Origin of the sequence: Mesorhizobium huakuii, assembly GCF_030160235.1 — a bacterium.
GTDB classification, from domain to species: domain Bacteria; phylum Pseudomonadota; class Alphaproteobacteria; order Rhizobiales; family Rhizobiaceae; genus Mesorhizobium; species Mesorhizobium huakuii.
Genome location: NZ_BSNY01000054.1, coordinates 85,346 through 110,606, shown reverse-complemented (window position 1 = coordinate 110,606; position 25,261 = coordinate 85,346). Strand labels below are relative to the sequence as shown.

The following is a 25,261-nucleotide window of genomic DNA, read 5'->3' as shown; positions in this document are numbered from 1 at the left end:
GCCTCGATGGCGGGTCCGGGCGACAACACGCGCAACAAGTCGAAGACGGGGTCTGAAGCCGACAGCTTCAAGCGCGCCGTCACCGTCTGCATGCGCGCCATTGCCGGCGACAAGGACATGGAAGTCGGCTTCGCCAAGGACAGGCCCGCACTTGCCGGCAGCCGTGCCCGGCTGCCCGAACTGCCGAAGAAGGCGTCGAAGACCGACATTGCGATCACCCGCGGGCTCGGCGATTCCATGGCGCTGAAGCGCGCCTGCCATGATGCGCGCATCCACACCAAGCTGGCGCCGGAAGGCAAGGCGGCGCGCGCCATCTATGACGCGGTCGAGCAGGCCCGTGTCGAGGCGATCGGCAGCCGCGCCATGCAAGGCGTCGCCGACAATATCGGCTCGATGCTGGAGGACAAATACGCCAAGGCCAATCTCGTCGACGTCAAGGACAAGGCCGACGCGCCGATCGAGGAAGCGCTGGCGCTGATGGTGCGCGAGAAGCTGACCGGCCGGCCGGTGCCGAAGAGCGGCGAGCGACTGGTCGAACTCTGGCGGCCCTGGGTCGAGGAGAAGGCCAAGGCCGACCTCGACGGGCTGTCTGCCAAACTCGACGACCAGCAGGCCTTTGCCCGCGTCGTGCGCGAAATGCTCGCCTCCATGGAGATGGCCGAGGAACTCGGCGACGACCAGGAGACGGAAGACTCCGAGGACAATGACGACAACCAGCCGCAAGGCGAGGAGCAGAGCGAGGAGGGCGGGGAAGAGGATTCCGGCTCCGAGCAGTCGCAGTCCGAGGATGCCGAGGCTTCGGCCGATGACGAGCAGTCGTCCGAGACGGAGGCATCCGATGCCACCGCCGACGATCTGTCGGACGATGACGATGCCGATGCCGAGACGCCCGGCGAGGCGCGCCGCAACGACAATCCCTTCACCAATCTGCCGAAGGAAATCGACTACAAGGTCTACACATCAGCCTTCGACGAGACGGTCGGTGCCGAGGAGCTTTGCGAAGAGGAAGAGCTCGACCGGCTGCGCGCCTTCCTCGACAAGCAACTGGCCAACCTGTCGGGCGTGGTCGGGCGGCTGGCCAACCGGCTGCAGCGCCGCTTGATGGCGCAGCAGAACCGGTCCTGGGATTTCGACCTGGAAGAGGGCTACCTCGACCCGGCGCGGCTGGTGCGCGTCGTCATCGACCCGATGCAGCCGCTCTCCTTCAAGCAGGAACGCGACACCAAGTTCCGCGACACGGTGGTGACGCTGGTGCTCGACAATTCGGGCTCGATGCGCGGCCGGCCGATCACGGTCGCCGCCACCTGCGCCGACATTCTCGCCCGCACGCTGGAGCGTTGCGGCGTCTCGGTCGAGATCCTCGGCTTCACCACGCGGGCGTGGAAGGGCGGGCAGGCGCGCGAAAAATGGCTGAAGGACGGCAAGCCGCCGAACCCCGGCCGGCTCAATGATCTGCGCCACATCATCTACAAGTCGGCCGACCATCCATGGCGCCGCGCCCGGCGCAATCTCGGCCTGATGATGCGCGAAGGCCTGCTCAAGGAGAACATCGACGGCGAGGCGCTGCTGTGGGCGCACAACCGGCTGATCGCCCGGCCCGAACAGCGCAAGATCCTGATGATGATCTCGGACGGCGCGCCGGTCGACGATTCGACGCTTTCGGTGAATCCCGGCAATTATCTCGAACGCCATTTGCGCGCCGTCATCGAGCTGATCGAGACGCGCTCGCCGGTGGAACTGCTGGCCATCGGCATCGGCCATGACGTCACGCGCTATTATCGCCGCGCCGTCACCATCGTCGATGCCGAGGAACTGGCCGGCGCCATGACCGAGCAATTGGCCTCGCTGTTTGCCGAGGAAAGCGCACGCGACACGCGGCGCGGCGGCATGCGGCGCGCCGGATGATCCTTTCACGGGGCGGGTTTCGGCAAACGCTCTTCGCCGCCATCGCCCTGTTCGCCGGCGTGGCGTCCGCGCCAGCCCGTTCGGCCGGGTCGGCTTCGGTTGAACCCATCGAGGTTTCGGCCCGCCCCATCACCGAATTCCGCATTGGCCGGACCGACAAGCAGTTCGGCTCGCTCGAATTCGTCGGCGGGCTGGAGATGACCTCGAAATCGCGTGATTTCGGCGCGCTGTCGGCCTTCCGCTTTCTGAAAGCGGGCAGCGATTTCATCGGTGTGGCTGACACTGGCTACTGGTTCTTCGGCACGGTGGCGCGCGACGCCGACAGGCGGCCCGTGGGCATCCAGAACTTCCGCATGCAGCAGATGGTCGACCAGGGCGGCCAGCCGATCGACGAGAAATGGGAGGTCGATGCTGAAGGCCTCGCGGTCAAGGACGGTATCGCCACCGTCGGTTTCGAGCGCAACCACCGCGTTGCCCAGTTCAGGATCGACCCGCAGAACATGAAGGCGCCATACCGGCAGCTGGATTTCCTGGTGCCGGCGCGGGAGCTGCGCCAGAACCGCGGCTTCGAGACCGTCACCCATGCCAATCCCAATGGCCAGCACCAAGGCGGTCTGGTCGTGGTCTCGGAAAAGAGCCTCGACAAATCAGGCAACATCTACGCCGCCATCATCGAAGGACCGCACAAGGGCGTCTTCACCGTCAAGCGCAACGGCGACTTCGACATCACCGACGGCGCCTTCCTGCCGGATGGCGACCTTTTGCTGCTGGAGCGGAGTTTCACCATGGCGGGCGGGCTCAAGATGCGGCTGCGGCGTATCTATGGCGAGAGTGTCGAGAAGGGCGCCGTTGCCGACGGACCGGTGCTGCTGGATGCCGACATGGGCTACCAGATCGACAATATGGAGGGTCTCGACGTCTGGACCCGCGATGATGGCGCGGTGATGGTGTCGATGGTTTCCGACGACAACCATTCGATCCTGCAGCGCAATCTCTATCTGGAATTCGTCCTGCACCAGGATTGAATGACGCTTCAGCCGCGAACCCAACGGCGGGTTCGATCTGGTCGGCCGCCTTCCACTCCGTCGCCGCTTCGCGACGCCACCTCTCCCCGTTGGAGGGAGAGGAAACGCGCCTGATTGGTGGACGCACTTTCTTCCTCTGCCCGTCAACGGGGAGCGTCTTTCCTCTACCCCGTCGATCGGGGGAGAGGTGGCGCTGCGAAGCAGCGACGGAGTGGGGGTCGACTGCCCGTCCCTCGATCCGTCGCCAAATACTTTAGTCCAGACTTGACAATCGGCATCACCGCCGCAATACTCAAGTCCATGCTTAACTATTCCGAGATCGACAGCATTCTTCGCGCTCTTGTCGAGCCCACGCGTCGCCAGATCCTGGACCGGTTGAGCCGCGGACCGGCCACCGTCAGCCAGCTGGCGGAGCCATTCGGCATGACCTTCGCCGCCGTCTTGCAGCATCTGCAGGCGCTGGAGGCCTGCGGCCTGATCCGCAGCGAAAAGATCGGGCGGGTGCGCACCTGCCGGATCGAACCGGGCGGGCTCGCTCCGCTCGCCGACTGGATTGCGGAGCGCCGCATACCGGCGGAACGCCACCTCGACCGTCTAGGTGAAATTCTGGCCGAGACGGACCCATCCCCAAAAGGCCAATCCCCCAAGAAGAATCAGCAAAAGGACGAGCAGACATGAACCAGATCGCCCCCGTGAAAGACGAGCACTCCGTCATCCACTCCACATTCACCATCGAGCGGACCTATCCGCAATCGCCAGCCAGGGTCTTCCACGCCTTCGCCGACAAGGCCACGGTGCGGCGCTGGCGGGTCGACGGCGACGGTTTCACCATCGCCGAATTCAGCTTCGATTTCCGTGTCGGCGGCGGCGAGGTGTCACGCTTCAGCTATGGCGGCGGTCCGGAGGTCAGGCTCGACGCCCAGTTCCAGGACATCGTTCCGGATCAGCGCATCGTATTTTCCTACCGGATGGCAATCGGGCCGCAGCCGATGTCGGCATCGCTGACCACGATTGAATTGACACAATCGGGCGACGGCACAAGGCTGACCTATACCGAGCAGGGCGCCTTCTTCGATGGTGTCGATTCCGCCAAGGGACGGGAGGAGGGGACCCGCGGGCTGCTGGAGGCCCTGGCCGCAGAGCTTGAGAGGTCGAAGTAAGCCCGAACCGCCAGCCGGCGGCTCCGGTCAGGACCGCGCGCCGTTGGTGGCGATCCAGATGACATGGCGCGCGCCTCGCTTGCCGTTGGCGCGCGTGTTGACCTCCTCGACGGCGAAGCCTGCCTGCTTCAGCCGCCGCGTGAAACCGCTATCCGGCCCTTGCGACCACACCGCCAGCACGCCACCCGGCTTGAGGGCGGTGCGTGCGACGCCGAGGCCTGCGAGGCTGTAGAGGGCGTCATTGCCCTTGTGGACGATGCCTTCCGGGCCGTTGTCGACATCGAGCAGAATGGCGTCCCAGGCCGCAGGCCCGGACTGGATCAATTGCCCGACATCGGTCTCCTGGATGGCGACGCGGGGGTCGTCGAGACAGCCGCCAAACACCTCCGCCATGGGGCCGCGTGCCCAGGCGACGACCGCCGGCACCAGTTCCGCGACGACGATGCCGGCATCCTTGCCGAGTTCGGCCAGGGCGGCGCGCAACGTAAAACCCATGCCGAGGCCGCCGATCAGGATCCTCGGCTGGCGATGGTCCGCAATCCTCTGGCAGGACAGTTTCGCCAGCGCCTGCTCGGAGCCGCTGAGGCGGCTGTTCATCAGCTCGTTGGTGCCGAGCATGATCGAGAACTCGTTGCCGCGCCGCTTGAGGCGAAGTTCCTGGGCCCCATCCCCGGTCTTTGCCGAATCGAGCTGGACCCAGGGGATCATGGGCTTTGTCTGACCATGATCTTTTCCGAAAACCGGAAGCCACTTTTCGGGATCATGGGCTAGACGGCCACGGCCGGCTGGCTCCAGCGGGCGGCGAGCAGCCGGTAGGGGATGAGCGCGACCACCGCGATGATCAGCTTCACCGAGAGATCGCCCAGTGCCCAGGAAACCCATCGCATGGCCTCGACATGGAAGACGCCCATCAGCGGCGCCGTTTCGAGCGCGAAACTGTCATTGGGGCCGGTGAAGGCGAAAGCAGCGGAGAAGGCGACGGTGAAGAACACCATGGTGTCGAAGACCGATCCGACCAGCGTGCCGACGATCGGCGCCCGCCACCAGCTCTGCCGGCGCAACCGGTTGAACACGGTGACGTCGAGCAGTTGCGCGGATAGGAATGCCGCGCCTGAAGCGGCCGCGATGCGCACCAGCCGGTCGGCCGCGGTTTCGAATTCGATCAGGCCATGGCGGAACAGGAAGGGCGGGACGAGAATCGAGCAGACCACAGCCGTCATGAAGCCGACAAAAACGATCCGGCGCGCCACGGCAGGGCCATAGCGGCGGTTGGCGAGGTCGGTGACCAGGAAGGAGAACGGATAAGTGAAAGCCCCCCAGGTCAGCAGGTCGGCCAGAGACAGGCCGCCGATCTGGCCTTGCATCGGGAACTGCACGAGGATGTTCGATGCCACGACGACAAGCGCCATGGCGGCCACGAAGGGCAGATATCGCGAGAAGGACGTCATTTTTTTATCCTGGGTAATGGAACCAGCGGAGCATCATGCCCATAGGGCGGTGCTCGCTTCGTAGTCGAGCATCGGATTGTCGAACCTTGCGGATCCATCCGATGCTCCAGGCCAACAAGAGGTTGGCCCGGGCGGTCCCCCGCCTTATCCGATGTTAGGCAGCGACCTGTTCGGCCAGCTTCTTGGCGATCTGCTTCTTCAAGAGGCGCGCGCGCTGCGACAGTTCCTTGACGTCGGCCTTGGCCAGGAAGGCGTCGAGGCCGCCGCGATGTTCGACCGAACGCAGGGCGTTGGCCGAAATGCGCAGGCGCACATTCTGGTTCAGCGCTTCCGAGATCAGCGTCACATTGACGAGGTTCGGCAGGAAGCGACGCTTGGTCTTGTTGTTGGCGTGGCTCACATTGTTGCCGGTCTGGACTGCCTTGGCAGTGAGTTCGCAGGTGCGGGACATAATTCTAACCTTCAATTCTCTCGGGACCTGCCAAACCTTTGTGCCCACGCCGGGTGGCGCGCGGTTCTGGTCAGGCGGCCTTATGGAAAAAGTTGGCGTTCCATAGTTGCATTTCACCGGGGCGTCAAGCTCCGGCTTCGCCACGGAGGCGCCCGGCATTTCATATTAAGGCCGGATTTCATCCTATAAGCGGTCTCATAGGGACATGCCAGACCGGAGTCGCCCGCCTCCGGCCGAAAATCAAGGATCCGATCCCGCCATGCCTCGTTTGTCTCATGCGCTTGTTGCCGCGCTTGCCATCGCCTTGCCCTCCGCCGCGTCGGCTGCCTCGCCGCAGTCCTTCAAGGGTGAGTACACGGTGTCATTCCTTGGTCTCACGATCGCGAGATCGACCTTCTCCAGCCATTACGAGAACGGCGCCTACGCCATCGACGGTACTGTCAGCGCCGCCGGACTGGCCAAACTGTTCGACGACACGCGCGGCACGGTCTCGTCCAAGGGCACGATTTCGGGTCAGAAGATGGTACCGCAGGCGTTCCGCGCCGACTACACCTCCGGCAAGAAGGTGTCGGCGATCGACATTCGCTTTGCCAATGGCGCCGTCGCCTCCACGCAGGTCATCCCGGCGCCTGGCAAGCGCGACCCCAACGACTGGGTGCCGATCGGTGCCGGCGACCTGGCATCGGTGCTCGATCCGATGGCCGCGACCGTCATCCATGCCGACAGCCTCGACCAGGTCTGTGGCCGCAAGGTCAAGTTCTATGACGGCGAGATGCGCGCCGACCTGACTCTGACCTACGATTCGAAAGGCATGATCTCGGTGCCTGGCTATAAGGGCGATACAATCACCTGCCGGATGGGTTTCGAGCCGGTGGCGGGCTATCGCAAGGGCCGCAAGGCGCTGAACTATCTCAGGAACAAAAGCCGGATGATGGTGACGTTTGCGCCGCTCGGCCAAACCGGAGTATATGCCCCAATCCACGCCACGGTTGGAACGCAGATCGGCACCTTGACCATCAGCGCCAGGCGTTTCGAAGCGGTACAATAGGCGCGCCCTGGAGACAGAATAGCGCGCCACTGGAGAACGGAATGGGGCGCGCCACACTGATCGGTTTTTCAGCGGTCGCCATGTGGGCGCTTCTGGCGCTGCTCACCGACGCGTCGGGCAAGGTGCCGCCGTTCCTTTTGTCGGCGATCACCTTCTCGATCGGCACCGGAGTCGGGCTTGTTGCGCGGCTGTTCATGCCGGCCGCCGACAAGAGCCGGAAGATACCGCCGCAGGTCTGGCTGATCGGCATTGCCGGCCTGTTCGGCTACCACTTCTTCTATTTCACCGCGCTGCGCAATGCGCCGGCGGTCGAGGCGAGCCTGATCGCCTATCTGTGGCCGCTGCTGATCGTGCTCGGCTCCGCGCTGATGCCGGGCGAAAAACTGGCGTGGAACCATGTCGTCGGCGCGTTGCTCGGCCTTGCCGGCACCGTGCTGATCGTCACCAAGGGCGGCGGCCTTGCCTTCGATGCGCGCTACGCCTTCGGCTATGCCATGGCTGCGGTCTGCGCCCTGCTCTGGTCGTCCTATTCGCTTTTGTCGCGGCGCTTTCCCTCGGTGCCGACCAGCATCGTAACCTGGTTCTGCGCGGCGACCGCCGTTCTGTCGCTCGTCTGCCATCTGGCGCTGGAGCAGACCGTGTTGCCAAATGGCGCCGGCCAGTGGCTGGCCGTAGTCGGGCTTGGCCTGATGCCGGTAGGGGCGGCCTTCTACGCCTGGGACATCGGCGTCAAGCGCGGCAACATCCAGGTGCTGGGCGCGGCAAGCTACGCGGCGCCGCTGCTCTCGACGCTGGTGCTGATCGCGGCCGGCGTCGCCGAGCCGTCGCTGCGCATCCTCGCCGCCTGCGTGCTCATCACCGGTGGCGCGGCCCTGGCGGCGAAGTCGCTGTTCCTGCGCAAGCCGGCTGCGGCCGAGAGCGGAGCCAAGGTATCTGAAAGCGGAGCCGGGGCATGACGATGCCGTTTGCCGGCGGCATCGACGCCAATGCCAATGCAACGCTGATCTTCTCGCTGGTGGCAGCGGTGATCTACGCCTTCACGCTGGGCATGCCGCCGGGCCTTGCCCGCTCCGCGGCAAAGACGCTGGCGGTCGCGATGCTTGCCGTGCTGTCGGCGCTGCAAGGCGGTCCGCTGCTGCTGGTCGCGGCCCTTGCGCTCAGCGCGGTGGGCGATGCCTTCCTGTCGCGTGACGGTGAAAAGGCGTTTCTCGGCGGGTTGGCGAGTTTTCTCATTGCCCACATCGTCTACATCGCGCTGTTCCTGCGCAGCGGTGGCGGGTTGGGATTGCTTGGCGCCGAATCCTGGCGCGGGGCGATCGCGCTGGCACTGGCGGTCTTCGTCATAGTCATGCTGGCCGCGCTCTGGCGTCGTGTCGGCCCCGGCCTGCGCGTGCCGATCGCCTGTTATGTCGTGGCGATCCTGGCGATGGGCATGGCGGCGCTGACCACCAACAGCGCCTGGGTCATCGGCGGCGCGGTGCTGTTCATGGCATCTGACGGGCTGCTGGCCACCGAAAAATTTCTCGTGGCGGCCATCTCGCCGCATCGCGCCTGGATGCGTTTCGCCGTCTGGGTGCTGTACTATGCCGCCCAGCTCGCGATCACGCTGGGGTTCCTGCTGGGTTAGGATTCCAGCCCGGCTCGGCCAGTTCGAAGGCGGCAAAATCAAAGCCCGGCGCGACCGTGCAGCCGACCAGCGTCCACTCGCCCAGGCTGCGCGCCGATTGCCACCAGCTCGCCGGCACGACGATCTGCGGCCGTTCGCCCGCCGCGAGCCCGATGCCGAGCACCTGCTCGATGACGGCGCCGCCTTCTTCCCACATCGACAGGGCCAGCGGCGCGCCGGCATGGAAATGCCAGACCTCGGCTGCGTCCTTGACCCGGTGCCAGGCCGAAAGCTGGTGCTGTTCCAGCAGGAAATAGATGGCGGTCGAATGGCCACGCGCTCCGCCGGCTTCGTCACGAAAGGTTTCCGCGTACCAGCCGCCTTCCGGATGCGGCTTCAGTCCGAGTGTCGCGATGATCTCAGCGGAACTGGTCATGGTCTGCGAAATCCCTCGGGGTTCAAAAATTGTCCTTGCGCTTGCGGATTTCGGCGAACACCTCGGCGTCGGAGGCCTTCTCCAGCCCAAGATGCTTGCGGATCGCCGGATCGTGCCAGCGCAGGAAGGGATTTGTCGACAGTTCCTCGCCGATCGTCGTCGGCAGTGTCGGCTTGTTGTCCAGCCGCAGCGCCTCGATCCTTGCGGCGCGCTCCTTCAACGCCGAATTGGTCGGGTCGACGGTCAGCGCGAAACGGGCGTTGGCGAGCGTGTATTCATGGCCGCAATAGATTGTCGTCGCGGCGGGAAGGGCAGCGAGTTTCCGCAGTGATTCATACATCACCGGCGGCTTGCATTCGAACAGCCGCCCGCAGCCCAGCGCGAACAGCGTGTCGGCGGTGAAGGCCACCTGCGATGCCGGCAGATGATAGGAGACATGGCCGGCGGTATGGCCGGGGGTGGCGATCACTTCGATGCGCTCGTCGCCGAGATGAAGGACGGAACCCTCTTCGACGGTTTCGTCGATGCCGGGGATCTTGGCCTTTTCCGCCTCCGGGCCGACGATGCGCAGCTTGAAGCGCTCCTTCAGCGCCAGATTGGCCTCGACGTGGTCCATATGATGATGTGTGGTCAGGATCATCGTCGGCGTCCAGCCTGTGCGCTTGATCGCGGCCAGGATCGGCGCTTCCTCGGGCGCGTCGATGATCGCCGTCTGCCCGCTTTTCGGGTCATGCACCAGCACGCCGAAATTGTCCGTGCGGCACATGAATTGTTCGACTTCGACCGCCATCGCGTCTCTCCTTTTGTCGCCGCAGACATAGGGCGCCGGAAGACGGATGTCATCCACGGGATGACCGAATGTCATTCCCGGGGAAGACGAATGTCATCGCAATGTGTCAGCCGCCTCGGGGCCCTTTGTTGAAACCGGCCGATATCACGGCTACATCCCTGACATGCATTCCGACATCGTCGACCTTCGCTCCTTCTATTCGACAACGCTTGGCCGGTTCGCCGAGCGTTCGATCACCATGGCGTTGTCGTCGATATGGGCTGCCGTCCCCAACGAACGGCTGGTCGGGCTTGGCTATACCTTGCCGTGGCTGGAGCGTTTCGGCGCCGACGCCGAGCGAGTGTTTGCCTTCATGCCGGCGACGCAGGGTGCCGTGGTCTGGCCGGCAACCGGGCCGACGGCGACGGCGCTGGTTTTCGACGAGGAACTGCCGCTGGTCGATTCCTGCATCGACCGCATGCTGCTCGTCCATTCGCTCGAACATGTCGAAAACCCGCGCGAGACGCTGAACGAGATCTGGCGGGTGCTGTCGCCCGCGGGGCGCGTCGTCATCGTCGTGCCCAACCGGCGCGGTGTCTGGGCGCGCTTCGAGCATACGCCGTTCGGCAATGGCCGGCCCTTTTCCCGTGGACAGCTCACCGAATTGCTGCGGGAGGCGAACTTCACACCCGCCGCCTGGTCGGATGCGCTGTTCTTCCCGCCATCGCGGCGGCGCTTCATGATGCGCTTCCACAATGTGCTGGAGCGCGCCGGCCGGCGGCTGTGGCCGATCTTTTCCGGCGTCATCGTCGTCGAGGCGCAGAAGCGGCTCTATCAAGGCGTGCCGGTCGCCCAGCGCGCCTCGCGCCGCGTTTTCGTGCCGGTGCTGTCGCCACACGGCGCGACGCGGCTCGGCCGCCGGGCCGAGGCGACAGGCGCGGCTCGCCAGGTGAAACCTTCGTGATCGTGCTAGAAACGCGCGCGGCGCGTCCTTTCTCGACCTATCTGTCGTGATGAACTCGCAGCCTGTTTGATATGCGGATGCCGTCATCATCCGGTTTCAGCATCGCACCTGAACGCAAGGACCTCTGACATGGCTGATCAACTTGACAATCAGGCCACCGTTCAGCCGGTCGCCGTCGAGGCCAGCAGCCTGCGCGATCAGGTTGCGACGATCAGGCGGGCGCTGGTGGCGTCGCCGGTTCGCAAATGGCTGTTGTGGACCTCGGTCGGCATCATGGCCGTCATCATCGCGACCTCGATCGGCCAGGTCCTGCTCAACCGCTGGAACCAGCCCTTCTACGACGCGCTGGCGCGCCGCGACATGGCGGCCTTCCTGCACCAGCTTCTCGTCTTTGCCATGATCGCCGGCGGGCTGCTGGTGCTCAATATCGGCCAGACCTGGCTCAACCAGATGATCCGGCTGAAGCTGCGCGAGGCGCTGACGCTGGACCTGATCGACCAGTGGATGCGGCCGGTGCGCGCCTTCCGGCTGGCCAATGCCGGCGCCATCGGCGTCAATCCCGACCAGCGCATGCAGCAGGATGCGGCACATCTGTCCGACCTCTCGACCGATCTCGGCGTCGGGCTCCTGCAGTCGCTCATCCTGCTCGTGTCCTTCGTCGGCGTGCTGTGGGAACTGTCTTCGGGCTTCGTCTTCCACATCAACGGCTGGTCGCTGGCGATACCGGGCTACATGGTCTGGGCCGCATTCCTTTATGCCGGCACCGCCTCCTGGCTGAGCTGGCTGGTCGGGCGGCCTTTGATCAGCCTGAACAGCGACCGCTACACACGGGAGGCGGAGCTGCGCTCCTCGATGGTGCGCGTCAACGAGAATGTCGATGCCATCGCGCTGTACCATGGCGAAGCCGACGCCAAGCAGCGGCTCGAACTCGACCTCGGCACGGTGCTGGGCGCGATGCGGCGCATCTACACCGCGCAGATCAACCTGTCCTGGGTGACCGATACCTATGGCTGGATCACCGTCGTGGCGCCGATCCTGGTTGCCTCGCCCGTGTATTTCTCGGGCGATATCAGCTTTGGCGGGCTGATGATGGCGGTCGGCGCCTTCAACCAGGTCCATTCCTCGTTGCGCTGGTTCATCAACAACATCGGCAGCATCGCCGATTGGCGCGCCACGCTGATGCGTGTCGCCGACTTCCGCATCGCGCTGGATGAAACCGATGTGCTGCACGACACCGAAAGGCGCATCACCTTCGATCAGAACGCCAATGGCAGCCTGACGTTCGAGAAGCTCCAGGTGGCCTCGCCGGAGGGCTGCACAAAACTCTCAGACCAGCATGTCGAAATCCGCGCCGGCGATCGCGTGATGATCACCGGCGAACCCGGCGCCGGCAAGACGCTGTTCTTCCGCGCCATTGCCGGGCTTTGGCCCTGGGGCAGCGGAAAAATCGGCCTGCCGGCCGGAGAAACCCTCATCTTCGTGCCACGCGTGCCGTATTTGCCGGCAGGCACGTTGCGCGAGGTGCTCAATCACGCCAACGGACATGCGCCCGCGAGTGATGCCGACATTGCGGCGGTGCTGGCCGAGGTCGGTCTTGAACGGCTGTCGTCCTCGCTCGACCGCGTCGGGCGATGGGACCATGAATTGGGCGATGACGAACAGCGCTTGCTGGGCGTGGCAAGGCTCGCCTTGCGGCAGCCGAAATGGGTGATCATCGACGAAGCCATGGACGCCTTCGACGGTCCCTCGCTGCGGCGGGTGCTGGCGATGCTGGAAAAGCATCTGAAGGGCGCCACGATCATCAACATCGGGCGTGGTCAGCATAATATTCAATTCTTTCCGCGTGGCCTGACGATCGTCAAGGATTCCGGTGCGCCAGCGCTGAAACCCGCCCACGTCAGGGCCGGCGCCATCGATCCACCGCCGGCCGCCGTCCACCGCAAGAAATAAGGCTGTTTCCCGCACTCTCGCGGCAAGCTTTATTTCGCCGCGATCGCGAAGGAAGATTTCCCCCAGAAACAAAAGTTGGCGGTGGCGATGCTTGATGCTCTGCGCCTGCTTGCCTGTCTTGCCTGTGTCCAGCCAACGCCGGTTGCCTCGCCATCGCGCGTGCTGGCTGTCGACGTCGAGTTGGTGTTGGCGGTCGATATATCCCTGTCGATGGACGAGAAAGAATTCGCCCTGCAACGCGCCGGCTATGTCGAGGCGCTGCGCCATCCCGAGTTCATCCAGGCCGTCCGGTCAGGCAATACCGGCCGCATCGCGATTGCCTATTTCGAATGGGCCGGCACGGTGCGCGACGACGCGGTCATCGACTGGCAGATTATCGACAGCCCGCAAAGCGCCAACAGCTTTGCCGACAAGCTGGCGGCGCGCCCGTTCCGGAGTTTTCGCGGCACCTCGATTTCCACGGCAATTGCGTTCGGCACAGGGCTGTTCGGCAGGACGAATTTCGCCGGTGAACGCAGCGTCATCGACATATCGGGCGATGGCCCCAACAATATCGGGCCGCCGGTTACCGCGATGCGCGATGCGGCAACCGTAAAAGGCATCGTCATCAACGGCCTGCCGATCCTGATCAACCCATCGCCCACCTTCAAGCATCTCGATCAGTATTACGCGCAATGCGTGACCGGCGGACCCGGTTCCTTCGTGTTGCCGATCCACGCGGCCGCCGAATTTTCCACCGCCATCCGGCGGAAGCTGATCCTCGAAGTGAGCGGCGTTCAGGGGAAGGCCAGCACCATCCCCGTCGACGCGGACCCACCGATCGACTGCCTGCAAGGCGAGCGCGACAGGCGGTTCCTGTCGGATCCGTATTTTCCGGAGCTCGACCGGTGAACTTGCGCAAGAGCGCCTGCGGCCGGCCGTCGAAGGCACCGATTCCATTACCTCGGGCGTAATCGCCTTGTGTCAGGCGTTCCGGCAGATTGCCCTCACGAGGCCGGCAAATCGGCTTCGATGCACAAGGGAGTTACGTCATGACCGCTTACGCCGTCGCCCATATGCGCCAAGTCACGATGGGGCCGCAGATCGTCGAGTATCTGCACAAGATCGATGCCACGCTGGAACCATTTGAAGGCCGTTTCCTGATCCACGGCGGCGATGTCGAGGTGATCGAGAGCGACTGGCCGGGCAACCTCGTCGTCATCGAGTTTCCCGACCGGCGGCATGTGCGCGAGTGGTATGCTTCGCCCGCCTACCAGGCAATACTGGCCTTGCGTACGGAGAATTCCCAGTCCGATGTGGTCTTTGCCGACGGCGTCGAACATCCGCACAAGGCCACGGATGTCCTGGGCTAGACGCCCCTTATCGCTTCAGCAGAAACACTGCCTGCTGGCCAAAGAAGTTCCAGAACCACCAGGGCATGGACAGGCCGATCTTCTGGCCGGCGGCGTCGAGCGCGGTCGCCTTTTCCACGGTCGCGCCAAGCTCTTCGCACAGGTTGACGAAATCGCGGATGGTGCAGAAGTGGATGTTGGGGGTGTCGTACCAGGAATAGGGCAGGTCCTGGGTCACCGGCATGCGACCTTTGACGAACAGCGACAGACGCACCCGCCAATGGCCGAAATTGGGGAAGGAGACGATCGCCCGGTTGCCGATCCGGAGCAGTTCGTCGAGCACCAGCTTCGGGTTGCGCGTGGCCTGCAAGGTCTGCGACAGGACGACGAAGTCAAAACCCTTGTCGGGATAGAATTCGAGATCCTTGTCGGCATCGCCCTGGATGACGGAGAGGCCGCGCGCCACGCATTCGTTGACGCCGCGCTGCGACAGCTCAAGCCCGCGGCCGTCGACCTGCTTGGTGTCCTGCAGCAATTCAAGCAGGGAGCCGTCGCCCGAACCGACGTCGAGCACGCGGGACTGCGGCGGGATGAGGTTGGCGACGACCTCGAGGTCGACGCGCTGGCTGCCGTTGACGCTCATGATGTCGCCTCCTCTATGGCGCATAATCCTGATCCGGAAAGTCTGCAACTTTCCGGGGTCATGCGCTCAGCCCTCTCGCCCGCGCCGCGGAGCCGATGAAGCCGTTGATGGCGGCGAACAGTTCCGGCTCGTCGAGCAGGAAGGCATCGTGGCCGCGATCGGTCTCGATCTCGACGAAGGATACCGAGGCGCCGGCGGCGTTGAGCGCGTGCACGATGGAGCGGCTCTCTTCCGTCGGAAACAGCCAGTCCGATGTGAACGACACCAGGCAGAAGCGGGTCTTGGTTCCGGCAAAGGCGTCCGCCAGCCGGCCGCCATGGTCGGCGGCGAGGTCGAAATAGTCCATGGATCGCGTCATGTAGAGATAGGAATTGGCGTCGAAACGGTCGACGAAGGTCATGCCTTGGTGGCGCAGATAGCTTTCGATCTGGAAGTCGGCGTCGAAGCCGAACGTCAGGTGATCGCGATCCTGCAGATTGCGGCCGAATTTTCGGTGCAGGGCGGCTTCCGAGAGATAGGTGATGTGGGCGGCCATGCGCGCCACCGCCAAACCTTTTTCCGGGCGCTTGCCGTGTTCGAAATATTTGCCGCCATGCCAGTCCGGATCGGCCATGACAGCCTGCCGGCCGACCTCGTGGAAGGCAATGTTCTGCGAGGAATGGCGCGCGCCGGTGGCGATCGGCAGCGCCGAAAAGACGCGCTCGGGATAGCTCGACGCCCATTCCAGCACCTGCATGCCGCCCATTGAGCCGCCGAGCACGCAGAACAGTTTCTCGATGCCGAAATGATCGATCAGCATCTGCTGGGCGCGCACCATGTCGCGGATGGTGATGACCGGCAGGTCGAGCCCATAGGGCTTGCCGGTGGCCGGGTTGGTCGAAGCAGGTCCGGTGGATCCCAGGCAGCCGCCGATGACGTTGGAGCAGATGACGAAGAAACGGTTGGTGTCGATAATCCTGCCGGGGCCGATCAGCACTTCCCACCAGCCCGGCTTGCCGGTCACCGGATTGGTGTTGGCGACATGCTGGTCGCCGGTCAGCGCGTGGCAGACGAGGATGGCATTGGAACGGGCATCGTTCAGCGTGCCATAGGTCTGGTAGGCGATCTGGAATGGTGATAGCAGCGTGCCGGCGTCGAGCTTGAGCGGCTTGTCCGACCCGAAGCGCAACACCGGGCTCGACGGCTGGTCGGCCTCGTTGTTGGTCTTTCCTGCGCGCAGAGCGGCCATTCTCGTCTCACCTGCTGCATCTTATCAGGCGAAAAATCGCCGTCGATGCGTCCGTCCGGCCGGCCGCGGACAAATAAAAAACCGGCATTGCCTTCGCAAAGCCGGTTACGTCACGCAAACGGCCCTTTAGCGAATTGTTTAACGTGGCTGCAAGCCGACCGGCCAAATCACCACGGAACTGTTGCTGCCCTTCTAGAACTCGCCCGCCCTGCCGTCAATGCCGACATCGGGGCCGACATCGGGCCGGCATCTGGGCCGGCTGCTGGCCCCACTGCCACCTCTCGACATTATCGGCCATGGCTTGTATTTCCGCTGCGGCCTCCGGATCGAGGCATTTTCGACGGATTTTGCAAAAATGAACCAGACACCGGATCAGGCACGTCCAACCCCGCGCGCGGGCATCATGGACATTGAAGCCTATGTGCCGGGCAAAAGCGCCGCACCCGCCGGTGTCGCCAAGGTCTACAAGCTGTCGTCGAACGAGAACCCGCTTGGCCCGTCACCGAAGGCGATCGAGGCCGCGCGTGAAGTCGCCGCCAGGCTCGACATCTATCCCGACGGCACCGCCAGGCGGCTGCGCGAGGCGATCGCGGAAGTGCATGGCCTCAACGCGCAGAACATCATCTGTTCCAACGGTTCCGACGAGATCCTCGGCCTGCTGGCGCAGACCTATCTGGCACCCGGCGACGAGGCGATATTCACCGAACACGCCTTCATGGTCTACAAGATCTACATCCAGTCGGCCGGGGCTGCGCCGATCGCGGTCAAGGAGACCGATGAGCGCGCCGACATCGATGCGATACTGGCCGCCGTCACGCCGCGCACGAAAATCGTGTTCCTCGCCAATCCCAACAATCCGACCGGCACCTATGTGCCGTTCCAGGAGGTGCGCCGCCTGCATGCCGGCCTGCCCAAACATGTGCTGCTGGTGCTCGACGCGGCCTACGCCGAATATGTCCGCCGCAATGACTATGAGGCCGGCATCGAACTGGTCGGCAGTGCCGAGAATGTGGTCATGACCCGCACCTTCTCCAAGATCGGTCTCGGTGGCGCGCGGATCGGCTGGATGTATGCGCCCATGCACATCGTCGACGCGATCAACCGCGTGCGCGGTCCCTTCAATGTCAATGCGACGGCGATCGAGGCCGGCATCGCGGCGATCCGCGACCGCGCCCATGTCGAGCGCAGCGTGGCGCATAACGAGACCTGGCTGACCTGGCTGAGCCAGGAGATGACCGGGCTCGGGCTGCGGGTCACGCCCAGCGTCGGCAATTTCCTGCTCATTCATTTTCCCGACGACCAGAAGCATTCGGCGGCCGCGGCGGACGAGTATCTGACCGCGCGCGGCTATATCCTCAGGCGCGTTTCCGGCTATGGCTTCCCCAATGCGCTGCGCATGACCGTCGGCACGGAAGAGGCCAATCGCGGCGTCGTCGCCGCGCTCACGACATTCCTGAAAAGCTAGAACGCCCGAAAAGCTGGAACGCCATGACATCACCGATGTTTGAAAAGATCGCCCTGGTCGGCATCGGCCTGATCGGCTCGTCGCTGGCCCGCGTCATCCGGCGCGAAGGGCTGGCCGGCCACGTCGCCATCTCGACCCGCAGTGCCGCGACGCTGAAGCGGGCGGAGGAGCTTGGACTGGGCGATTCCTACACGACCGACGCGAAGGACGCGGTCCGCGATGCGGACCTGGTCATCGTCTCGGTGCCGGTCGGCTCGTCCGGTGCGGTGGCCGAGGAGATCGCGCCGGCGTTGAAGAAGGGCGCCATCCTCACCGATGTCGGCTCGACCAAGGCCTCCGTCATCGCGCAGATGCAGCCGCACGTGCCTGAGGGCGTTCATTTCATTCCCGGCCATCCGTTGGCGGGTACCGAAAAATCCGGCCCAGATGCCGGTTTCGCCGACCTTTTCGACAATCGCTGGTGCATCTTCACGCCGTTGCCGGGCACCGATCCGGACGCGCTTGAGCGGCTGTCGGAATTCTGGCGCCGTTGCGGCGCCAACATCGACACGATGGATCCCCAGCATCACGACATGACGCTCGCCATCGTCTCGCATCTGCCTCACATCATCGCCTACAACATCGTCGGCACCGCCGACGATCTGGAATCGGTGACCAAGACGGAAGTCATCAAATATTCCGCCTCCGGCTTTCGCGACTTCACGCGCCTGGCCGCCTCCGATCCGACCATGTGGCGGGATGTGTGCCTGCACAACAAGGACGCCATCCTTGAAATGCTGGCGCGGTTCTCGGAAGATCTGGCATTCCTGCAGCGGGCGATCCGCTGGGGCGACGGCGACAAGCTGTTCGACCTGTTCACCCGCACCCGCGCCGTGCGCCGCTCGATCATCGAGGCGGGCCAGGATATCGACGTCCCGGATTTCGGCCGTCAGGCGATCGAGCACCCGTCGAAGAACTGAGCTGTTTCGGGCCAAGTCGCCGTGACCATCGCCAGCGTCTCGGTCCGGCCAGGCGCGCCGAGCCTGCCGCCGAAGCGCAGGCATTTGAGCGCGGCGGCGGCACTTGCAAAGCGCAAGGCCTGCTCGACCGGCATGGCCTCCGCCAGCCCGACGGCGAAGGCGCCGTGAAAGACATCGCCGGCGGCGAGCGTGTCGACCGCCTTGATCTTTGGCGCCGCGACATGACGAGATGATCCCGTCGCGCGATCGAACCACCAGGTGCCTGCCGCGCCGCCGGTTACGGCGACGAACGCATCGGTGCGGGAGGCCATGTCGGAGCAGGCGCTCGCCAGATCCAGCGCGTGTCCGCATATGATGCGGACGGCAGGCTCCGAGGCAACGATATGCGAAGCCAGCGGCAACAGCTGCTCCAGCACCGCCAGCGGGGCTGTGTCGGCATCGAGGATTGCCGGCCGGCCGGCCGCGCGTGCCGCCTTGAGGGCAAGCGCTGCCGCACCCGGCCACCGCACGTCCACCAGCACGGCATCGAATGCCGTGATGTCGGCGAAAGGCAAAGCTTCGGGATCGGCCTGGGCCAGGCTGTCGTAGAAAGGCACGATGATGCGCTCGCCATGCGCGTCGACCAGGATCGAGGCCAATGCCGAGCGGGCGCCGCTGATGCGGCGGACATGGCTGCAGTCGATACCCTCGGCCTCGATCCCGGCAATCAGCTGATCGCCGATGAGGTCGTCGCCGGCGCTCGCCCACAGTGATACCTCGGCGCCAAGGCGATGCGCGGCGCAGGCGGCACTGGTGGCCATGCCCGAGGCGATCTGGACGCCATCGGCGGCGATGAACTTTCCCTGGTGCGTGGGCAGCGTCTCGACACGCAGGATGGTGTCCAGCGTCAGCGCGCCGACACTGAGGAGCCTCGCGGGTCTTGTCATGGCCGCGCTATTGCACTGGCTTGATCTTGCCGAGCGGGATGAAGCCGAGCGAGGCCTTGCCCTTGATCACCTTCAGCGGCATCGACGGTTCTTTGCCCAGCATGGCGAGCGCGGCAAAGCCCTGTTCGATTGCGTTCTTCTGCTCGGGTATGGCGCCAGCCAGGATGGATGCCACGGCCTTGGGGTCCTTGATCCGGATCATCAGATCGGCGTCGACCAGACCTTCGGCATCGACCGACAGCGGCCCGGAAACGGTGACCCGCGCCGTGCCTGACGACAAATCGAGGTTGCGGATTTCGAGGCTCTGGCCGCGCAGGCTCTTCACCTGCGTACCGATCAGCGCGATACCATTCTTCAGCGTGGCGTCACCACTGGCGTCGAGCGCCGGCAGCACGCGGCCGCCGATCGCATCCGGGTCGATCTCCAGATCGGTGAAGCTGCCGGCATAGTCGACGTCCTGACCGTTCGGCTGCAGCTGGCCGGCCGCCCTGCCGGCGCTGAACAGTTCGACCGGATCGGTGTCGTCGGCCGGATCGGTCTGTCCCGACAGGCCCTCCGCCTGCAGCGAGATGCGCTGCGGCAGCGGCCATGACAGGTTGACCTTGGCCTGCAGATTGTCCCAGTCGATCCACAGCGGCACCATGCCGGGGACGGAGGTTCTCAGCGGCCCGCGCAGATCGGCGACCGGCGACAAGGGCTGGATGATCTGGGCGACGGCATTGAAGGAGCCGGCGGAGGCCGCGATGTTCTTGGCATCGTCCTCATACGCCAGATTGTCGCAAGAGACGGTAAAGCTCAGGGGATAGCCGCTGACCTGGAGATTGGCGCAGCCGGCATTGATGCCGCTCTTGTTGAGCGTGGCGACCGCCTTGTCGGCTTCAACCCTGACCCTGTTGGCCAGATAGTACCAGCCGCCGCTGTAGATGGCGAACAGCACAACGATGAACGCCACAAGCCAGAACAGGCCGCGGCGGGACTTTGGTTGGCGTTCGTCACTTGACGTCATGCTTTGGCTCTCATTAACCCACGGTGTTGGTGGACGGACTTCGATTCCGACAACACCTGGTAGACATTGACGAATAGGTAGCCGGGGACGGACGGAAAAAACACCGGTTTCCGGTGCGGTGTGGCCATTCTTTTTGCAATCAGGCACGGCGATATGGGCGATTTTTGGGTGTTTGGCTACGGTTCGCTGATCTGGCGGCCGGGTTTCGCACATGTCGAGACGCGGCGCGCCCATCTGCACGGCTACCGCCGCTCGCTCTGCGTCTATTCCTTCGTGCACCGCGGCACGCGCCAGCGGCCCGGGCTGGTGCTTGGCCTCGACCATGGCGGCTCCTGCGTCGGCCTGGCTTTCCGCGTGCCCGGCGAATTGCGCGACGAGGTCATCGCCTATCTGCGCGAGCGCGAGCTTGTCACATCGGTCTATCTCGAACGCACGCTCAGGGTTCGCCTCGAGGGTGGCGGCACGGTCGAGGCCGTGGCCTACATCGTCGACCGCAAGCATGAGCAATATGCCGGTGCGCTGGATGCCGCGCATGCGGCAGCGGTGGTGCGCGGCGCCGTCGGCCAATCCGGCAACAACGAGGATTATGTGCTCAGCACGCTGAAGCATCTGGAGGCGCTGGGTATCCGCGACCATTGGCTGGAGGATGTGGCACGGGGGATAGCGCCATCGTGAATGGCTGGCTCTGCTGAAATGGGCGGTCAGGCCTTTGACCTCGGCGCGGCAAGACCTAGCTTAGGCGTCGAACCCCAGCCAGCGGGCGGCATCCGCCCCATACAATCATCACGGAGATCCGTCTTGCAGAAACGCCGTCTCGGTCGCACCGACCTTTCCATCGCGCCGCTGGTCCTGGGCGGCAACGTCTTCGGCTGGACCGCCGACGAGAAGACCTCTTTCGACCTGCTTGACCGCTTCGTCGCGGGCGGACTCAACGCCATCGATACGGCCGACGCCTATTCGCGTTGGGTGCCAGGCAATAAGGGCGGCGAATCGGAAACCATCATCGGCAAGTGGATGAAGGACCGCGGCAACCGGGACAAGGTCGTGGTGATCACAAAGGTCGGCTCGGATATGGGGCAGGGTCACAAGGACCTGTCCGCCGCCTATATCGAAAAGGCCGTCGAGGCCTCGCTGAAGCGGCTGCGGACCGATGTCATCGATCTCTACCTGTCGCACTGGCCGGACCCGACCACGCCTTATGAGGAAACGCTTGGCGCCTATGAGAAGCTGCTTGCCAAGGGCAAGGTCCGCCATGTCGGCTGCTCGAACCTCGACGCCGGCCAGCTGCGCGCCGCGCTCGATGTGGCGAGCCTGCGCAGCCTGCCGCGTTACGAAGTGCTGCAACCGGAATACAATCTCTACGACCGCTCCTCCTTCGATGGGCCGTTGCGCGACCTGTGCGTGGCCGAGGATATCGGCGTCATCACCTATTTCAGCCTGGCCAAGGGTTTCCTAAGCGGCAAATACCGCAGCGAGGCCGATCTTGGCCAAAGCGAACGCGGCGAGGACATCGACAGCTACCTGAACGCGCGCGGCATGCGCATTCTGGCCGCTCTCGATGCCATATCCGCCAAGCATTCGGCGAAACAGGCCGAAGTCGCTCTTGCCTGGGCGATAGCGCGGCCAGGGGTCACCGCACCGATCGCCAGTGCCACCAAGGCCAGCCAGATGGACAGCCTGATCAAGGCGGCGTCGTTGAAATTGACCGCCGACGACATGGCCGAACTCGACAAAGCGAGCGACTGAGGCTTCGGCGCGCTCTACGCACGAACGTCCAAGACCAGCCTCCTGCCTTGCCGTAGCGTCCTTCGCTATTGGCAAGACAGAGGGTGCGATGACGGAGCCGCTTCTTTCGCAGCCGCAGCTTTGGCGGCCTCTGCTCGCCCTGGTGCTGGCCGCCACGGTGGTCATGGGAAGTCCAGGGCCGGCAACGATAAGCGTCACCGCTGTTGGCGCCGCCTTCGGCCTGCGCCATTCGCTCCGCTATACTTTGGGGATCGTCTTCGGCACGATCGCCGTGCTGCTGGTCGTGGCGACCGGGATCATGGCGGTGCTTGGCTCGATGCCCAAGCTGGCGCCGGTGCTGATTGTCGCGTCGGCGGCCTACATCCTCTATCTCGCCTTCAGGATCGCCACGGCGCCGCCGCTGGCGGCACGCACGGCCGAAGCTGCGCGCCCGACCTGGCTGGCCGGGTTTCTGCTGGGGGTCGCCAACCCGAAAGCCTATGTGGCGATCGCCGCCGTATTCGCCGGCGCTGCGTCGAACCAGGGCGGTGCCGAACTCGGCCTATGGCTGAAGCTGACGGTTCTGGCAGGGATGATCGTTGTCATCCATGCGGTGTGGCTGCTTGCCGGTGCGGCGTTCGCGCGCTTCCTGCGCAGGCCTGTGGCTTCGCGGATCATCAACCTGGTCTTTGCCGCGACGCTGGTGCTGACCACCTTACTGGCTGTGTTCGGCTGACTGCCTGGTCGGAGGCGTTCAGGCCTCCACGCCCAGCTCCCGCAGCCGCTTCAGCGCCGTCGGCGGGAAGGCCGGTGGGTTGGGTGCACGTGAGGCCTCGATGAGCATCTGGTCGCAAGCGGCTTCCGTCTCGCCGATCAGCCGCGCCATGAACTCGTCCTTGCCGAGGCCGGGTGGGATCGGCGGCAGGAAACGCGCCTTGATGGTGCCGGGATAGCGCAGGAATTTGCGGCGCGGCCAATAGAGGCCGGCGACATGGGCAACCGGCACCACGGGAACACCAAGCTGCGCGTAGATTTCGACGATGCCGTATTTGTAGGCCGGCTCGTCGCCCGGCGCCCGGCGCGTGCCCTCCGGATAGATGATCAGCTGGCGCGGGTTGCGCGCCATCTCTTCCTTGGTCGCCGCGACCACTGCCTTCAGGGCCTTGGAGCGGCTTCCGCGATCGACCGGGATCATGCGCATCTTCATGATGTACCAGCCGAAGAAGGGGATCCAGGTCAGCTCGCGCTTGAGGATGTAGAGGGGGTCCTGGAGGAAGGGGAAGAAGGCGATCGCATCCCAGAACGACTGGTGCTTGGGCGCCAGGATGAAGGAGCCTTCGGGCAGGTTTTCCTGCCCGGTGATGTCGTTCTTCGTTCCGGCGATCTTGTCGTAGAGCCACATGCAGCTGCGCGACCAGAATTTCGGCACAAACCAGGCGCGGTGGCGGGGCGACAGGAAATAATAGGGGGTCCAGAGGATCATCTGGACGATCAGATTGACGTAGAAGACGAAATTGAACGCCAGCGATCTGACATAGAGCATGGGGGAGGTCCGGTGAGGAAGTGTGCGTTGGTTACACCAAGCGCGGGGAAAAAGGAAATGGCGCAGAAGTGTCCCGGCCTATGCTGAAGCACGGCGCCCGCCAGTGCAGGCACGCTACCCCAATCGCGCCAGCCGCTCCTTCAGACGCGGTGCGGCAAAGTCGAGGAAGGCGCGCAGTTTGACCGGGAGCAGGCCGTGGCCCGCATGCACCAGGCTCACCGGCCACGGTTCCGGCTCGAACTCCTGCAGCACGATGCGCAGCATGCCGGACCGCACGGCGGCATCGACCTGATAGGAAAGCACTTTCGTCAGCCCGACGCCGGCAATCGCGGCATCGATCGCCGCCTCGGCGGTGTTGACCTGAAGGCGCGAGCGGACCTGGACAGTGACATCCATCTTGCCTCTGGCGAAGCTCCACGGGGCGGCGGAGGAAAGTCCCTCGAAGGTAATGCAATTGTGGGCGCCCAGATCTTCCGGGATCGTGGGCGTGCCGTGTTCGGCCAGATAGGCCGGGCTGGCGCAGACGACGCGGCGGATCGCGCCGACGCCAATGGCGACCAGGCTCGAATCCGGCAACTGGCCGATGCGCAGCGCGAGGTCGAAATGGTCCTCGACCAGTTGGGTTATGCGGTCCGCCAGGGTCAGGCGGATATCCACGTCGGGATAGGCCGAGAGAAAGCCGGTGACCACCGGCAACACATGGAGACGGCCGAAAACGACCGGCGCGGTGATGGCCAGTTCACCGGTCGGGGCGCTGTATTCGCCGGCCGCGGCGCGTTCGGCCTCGCCAACGTCATCGAGGATACGGCGGCAGGCCGCGAGGTAGGCCTCGCCGGCATCGGTCGGCGTCAGCCGTCGCGTCGAACGGTTCAGGAGCCGGGTGTTGAGATGGCGTTCGAGATCGGAAACCTTGCGGCTGACGGTCGCCAGCGGAATGCCGAAACGGCGGGCCGCGGCGGAAAGGCTGCCGGCCTCCACCGCCGCGACAAAGAGCGACATCGCCTCGAGACGATCCATAACTTCTTCCAGAAAATGGAAGGAATGATTGCAGATATGCCATCTGCATTTCAGGAATGGAAGGGGTTATATTTCGGACATGGCTTTGCCCGCAGCATTAGCCACGCAATGGAGTTGTTATGTCTGAAAGTCGCCCACCCCTTCCGCCCTTCACCGCCGAGACCGCGGCGCAAAAGGCCCGCATGGCCGAGGATGCGTGGAATTCGCGCGATCCGGCGCGGGTCGCGCTCGCCTATACGACCGACAGCCGCTGGCGCAACCGCGCCGAATTCCTGCAGGGCCGCGATGCCATCCAGGCTTTCCTGACGCGCAAATGGAGCCGTGAGCTCGACTACCGGCTGATCAAGGAGGTCTGGGCCTTCCACGGCAACCGCATCGCCGTGCGCTTCGCCTATGAATGGCACGACGACAGCGGCTCATGGTTCCGCAGCTACGGCAACGAGAACTGGGAGTTCGACGAGCACGGGCTGATGCGCCTGCGCATCGCCAGCATCAACGACCTGCCGATCAGCCAGGCTGACCGCAAGTACCATTGGCCGCTGGGGCGCCGCCCGGATGACCATCCAACATTGTCGGCGCTCGGGCTGTAGAGCAATTCCAGGAAAAGTGTGGAGCGGTTTTCCGTCCGGAATTGCGTCAGCTGCGAGAGAGCAATT

Annotated in this window: 28 protein-coding genes and 1 riboswitch; of the genes, 17 read left to right on the top strand and 11 right to left on the bottom strand. The window is 64.4% G+C overall.

The annotated features are described in order from the left end of the window. The first annotated feature begins 6 nt into the window (after positions 1 to 6). The 4 genes from cobT to QQK95_RS28420 all read left to right on the top strand — a co-directional run bounded on the left by cobT (position 7) and on the right by QQK95_RS28420 (position 4,090). The gene (gene cobT, locus QQK95_RS28435; protein ID WP_284277763.1) at positions 7 to 1,905 is read left to right on the top strand and encodes a cobaltochelatase subunit CobT; all 1,899 of its coding nucleotides are present in this window, start codon (positions 7 to 9) and stop codon (positions 1,903 to 1,905) included. Then, positions 1,902 to 2,930 carry an esterase-like activity of phytase family protein gene (locus QQK95_RS28430; RefSeq protein WP_284277762.1) on the top strand — a complete coding sequence of 343 codons (1,029 nt, stop codon included), beginning with the start codon at positions 1,902 to 1,904 and terminating at the stop codon, positions 2,928 to 2,930. The genes cobT and QQK95_RS28430 overlap by 4 nt, the downstream gene beginning before the upstream one ends. A 300-nt stretch (positions 2,931 to 3,230) precedes the next feature. Continuing rightward, on the top strand, positions 3,231 to 3,608 hold the full coding sequence (locus tag QQK95_RS28425; RefSeq protein WP_284277790.1) for an ArsR/SmtB family transcription factor: 378 nt from the start codon (positions 3,231 to 3,233) through the stop codon (positions 3,606 to 3,608). After that, positions 3,605 to 4,090 carry an SRPBCC family protein gene (locus QQK95_RS28420; protein ID WP_284277760.1) on the top strand — a complete coding sequence of 162 codons (486 nt, stop codon included), beginning with the start codon at positions 3,605 to 3,607 and terminating at the stop codon, positions 4,088 to 4,090. Before QQK95_RS28425 ends, QQK95_RS28420 begins: the two co-directional genes overlap by 4 nt. Positions 4,091 to 4,117: 27 nt before the next feature. Here QQK95_RS28420 and QQK95_RS28415 read toward each other — a convergent pair whose 3' ends face one another. The 3 genes from QQK95_RS28415 to rpmB form a co-directional block, all read right to left on the bottom strand. Further along, a complete protein-coding gene (locus tag QQK95_RS28415; RefSeq protein WP_284277759.1) occupies positions 4,118 to 4,798 on the bottom strand; it encodes a spermidine synthase in 681 nt (226 codons plus the stop codon). A 59-nt stretch (positions 4,799 to 4,857) separates the two neighbouring features. Beyond that, a complete protein-coding gene (locus tag QQK95_RS28410) occupies positions 4,858 to 5,538 on the bottom strand; it encodes a queuosine precursor transporter (RefSeq protein WP_284277758.1) in 681 nt (226 codons plus the stop codon). Between the two features lie 154 nt (positions 5,539 to 5,692). Then, complete coding sequence (rpmB, locus tag QQK95_RS28405) at positions 5,693 to 5,989, bottom strand: 50S ribosomal protein L28 (RefSeq protein ID WP_010911765.1); 297 nt, start codon at positions 5,987 to 5,989, stop codon at positions 5,693 to 5,695. Between the two features lie 259 nt (positions 5,990 to 6,248). On the opposite strand from rpmB, the gene QQK95_RS28400 reads away from it, so the two are divergent. Genes QQK95_RS28400 through QQK95_RS28390 form a run of 3 tightly spaced genes read left to right on the top strand, consistent with a single transcriptional unit; the run spans position 6,249 to position 8,664 of the window. Beyond that, complete coding sequence (locus QQK95_RS28400) at positions 6,249 to 7,037, top strand: DUF3108 domain-containing protein (RefSeq protein ID WP_284277756.1); 789 nt, start codon at positions 6,249 to 6,251, stop codon at positions 7,035 to 7,037. Positions 7,038 to 7,078: 41 nt separating this feature from the next. Continuing rightward, positions 7,079 to 7,993, top strand: coding sequence for an aromatic amino acid exporter YddG (gene yddG / locus QQK95_RS28395; RefSeq protein ID WP_284277755.1), 915 nt, complete (start codon positions 7,079 to 7,081; stop codon positions 7,991 to 7,993). Further along, a complete protein-coding gene (locus tag QQK95_RS28390; protein WP_284277754.1) occupies positions 7,990 to 8,664 on the top strand; it encodes a lysoplasmalogenase family protein in 675 nt (224 codons plus the stop codon). Before yddG ends, QQK95_RS28390 begins: the two co-directional genes overlap by 4 nt. Here the strand turns inward: QQK95_RS28390 and QQK95_RS28385 are convergent. After that, the gene (locus QQK95_RS28385; RefSeq protein ID WP_284277753.1) at positions 8,639 to 9,079 is read right to left on the bottom strand and encodes a cupin domain-containing protein; all 441 of its coding nucleotides are present in this window, start codon (positions 9,077 to 9,079) and stop codon (positions 8,639 to 8,641) included. The genes QQK95_RS28390 and QQK95_RS28385 overlap by 26 nt on opposite strands. Before the next feature lie 22 nt (positions 9,080 to 9,101). Continuing rightward, positions 9,102 to 9,869 (bottom strand): hydroxyacylglutathione hydrolase, encoded by a 768-nt coding sequence (gene gloB, locus QQK95_RS28380; RefSeq protein WP_284277752.1) that lies wholly within the window; start codon positions 9,867 to 9,869, stop codon positions 9,102 to 9,104. 163 nt (positions 9,870 to 10,032) lie between these two features. Between gloB and QQK95_RS28375 the strand changes: the two genes are divergently transcribed. The 4 genes from QQK95_RS28375 to QQK95_RS28360 all read left to right on the top strand — a co-directional run bounded on the left by QQK95_RS28375 (position 10,033) and on the right by QQK95_RS28360 (position 14,114). Next, entirely contained in the window at positions 10,033 to 10,812 is a 780-nt protein-coding gene (locus QQK95_RS28375; RefSeq protein ID WP_284277750.1) for a class I SAM-dependent methyltransferase, read from the top strand. A 129-nt stretch (positions 10,813 to 10,941) separates the two neighbouring features. Then, positions 10,942 to 12,762 carry an ABC transporter ATP-binding protein/permease gene (locus tag QQK95_RS28370; protein ID WP_284277748.1) on the top strand — a complete coding sequence of 607 codons (1,821 nt, stop codon included), beginning with the start codon at positions 10,942 to 10,944 and terminating at the stop codon, positions 12,760 to 12,762. An 87-nt stretch (positions 12,763 to 12,849) separates the two neighbouring features. Continuing rightward, on the top strand, positions 12,850 to 13,653 hold the full coding sequence (locus tag QQK95_RS28365; protein ID WP_284277746.1) for a DUF1194 domain-containing protein: 804 nt from the start codon (positions 12,850 to 12,852) through the stop codon (positions 13,651 to 13,653). A 140-nt stretch (positions 13,654 to 13,793) separates the two neighbouring features. Then, entirely contained in the window at positions 13,794 to 14,114 is a 321-nt protein-coding gene (locus tag QQK95_RS28360) for a DUF1330 domain-containing protein (protein ID WP_284277744.1), read from the top strand. A gap of 7 nt (positions 14,115 to 14,121) precedes the next feature. Here QQK95_RS28360 and metW read toward each other — a convergent pair whose 3' ends face one another. Continuing rightward, positions 14,122 to 14,736 (bottom strand): methionine biosynthesis protein MetW, encoded by a 615-nt coding sequence (metW, locus tag QQK95_RS28355; protein ID WP_027047441.1) that lies wholly within the window; start codon positions 14,734 to 14,736, stop codon positions 14,122 to 14,124. A 58-nt stretch (positions 14,737 to 14,794) separates the two neighbouring features. Next, positions 14,795 to 15,964, bottom strand: a complete 1,170-nt coding sequence (gene metX / locus QQK95_RS28350; protein ID WP_284277743.1) for a homoserine O-acetyltransferase MetX — start codon at positions 15,962 to 15,964, stop codon at positions 14,795 to 14,797. A gap of 106 nt (positions 15,965 to 16,070) precedes the next feature. Further along, a riboswitch (SAM riboswitch) is annotated at positions 16,071 to 16,148 on the bottom strand. 171 nt (positions 16,149 to 16,319) lie between these two features. On the opposite strand from metX, the gene hisC reads away from it, so the two are divergent. Both hisC and QQK95_RS28340 read left to right on the top strand, forming a co-directional pair. Then, positions 16,320 to 17,429, top strand: a complete 1,110-nt coding sequence (hisC, locus tag QQK95_RS28345) for a histidinol-phosphate transaminase (protein WP_284277741.1) — start codon at positions 16,320 to 16,322, stop codon at positions 17,427 to 17,429. 23 nt (positions 17,430 to 17,452) lie between these two features. After that, the gene (locus QQK95_RS28340) at positions 17,453 to 18,388 is read left to right on the top strand and encodes a prephenate/arogenate dehydrogenase family protein (protein WP_284277740.1); all 936 of its coding nucleotides are present in this window, start codon (positions 17,453 to 17,455) and stop codon (positions 18,386 to 18,388) included. Here QQK95_RS28340 and QQK95_RS28335 read toward each other — a convergent pair. Together QQK95_RS28335 and QQK95_RS28330 are read right to left on the bottom strand one after the other, a co-directional pair. Further along, on the bottom strand, positions 18,358 to 19,314 hold the full coding sequence (locus tag QQK95_RS28335; RefSeq protein WP_284277737.1) for a sugar kinase: 957 nt from the start codon (positions 19,312 to 19,314) through the stop codon (positions 18,358 to 18,360). The genes QQK95_RS28340 and QQK95_RS28335 overlap by 31 nt on opposite strands. A 7-nt stretch (positions 19,315 to 19,321) precedes the next feature. After that, on the bottom strand, positions 19,322 to 20,320 hold the full coding sequence (locus QQK95_RS28330; RefSeq protein ID WP_284277736.1) for a DUF2125 domain-containing protein: 999 nt from the start codon (positions 20,318 to 20,320) through the stop codon (positions 19,322 to 19,324). Between the two features lie 153 nt (positions 20,321 to 20,473). On the opposite strand from QQK95_RS28330, the gene QQK95_RS28325 reads away from it, so the two are divergent. The 3 genes from QQK95_RS28325 (at position 20,474) to QQK95_RS28315 (ending at position 22,781) form a co-directional block, all read left to right on the top strand. After that, positions 20,474 to 20,995: a gamma-glutamylcyclotransferase gene (locus QQK95_RS28325; protein ID WP_284277734.1), complete on the top strand. Its 522-nt coding sequence runs from the start codon at positions 20,474 to 20,476 to the stop codon at positions 20,993 to 20,995. Between the two features lie 123 nt (positions 20,996 to 21,118). Next, positions 21,119 to 22,066, top strand: a complete 948-nt coding sequence (locus QQK95_RS28320) for an aldo/keto reductase (RefSeq protein WP_284277732.1) — start codon at positions 21,119 to 21,121, stop codon at positions 22,064 to 22,066. Between the two features lie 88 nt (positions 22,067 to 22,154). Then, positions 22,155 to 22,781 (top strand): LysE family translocator, encoded by a 627-nt coding sequence (locus QQK95_RS28315; RefSeq protein ID WP_284277731.1) that lies wholly within the window; start codon positions 22,155 to 22,157, stop codon positions 22,779 to 22,781. 18 nt (positions 22,782 to 22,799) lie between these two features. On the opposite strand, the gene QQK95_RS28310 is transcribed toward QQK95_RS28315, so the two are convergent. Further along, on the bottom strand, positions 22,800 to 23,588 hold the full coding sequence (locus QQK95_RS28310) for a lysophospholipid acyltransferase family protein (protein ID WP_284277730.1): 789 nt from the start codon (positions 23,586 to 23,588) through the stop codon (positions 22,800 to 22,802). Positions 23,589 to 23,702: 114 nt separating this feature from the next. Then, positions 23,703 to 24,605: a LysR family transcriptional regulator gene (locus tag QQK95_RS28305; protein WP_284277729.1), complete on the bottom strand. Its 903-nt coding sequence runs from the start codon at positions 24,603 to 24,605 to the stop codon at positions 23,703 to 23,705. Positions 24,606 to 24,724: 119 nt separating this feature from the next. On the opposite strand from QQK95_RS28305, the gene QQK95_RS28300 reads away from it, so the two are divergent. Beyond that, positions 24,725 to 25,195, top strand: coding sequence for a nuclear transport factor 2 family protein (locus QQK95_RS28300; RefSeq protein WP_284277728.1), 471 nt, complete (start codon positions 24,725 to 24,727; stop codon positions 25,193 to 25,195). Positions 25,196 to 25,261: the final 66 nt, after the last annotated feature.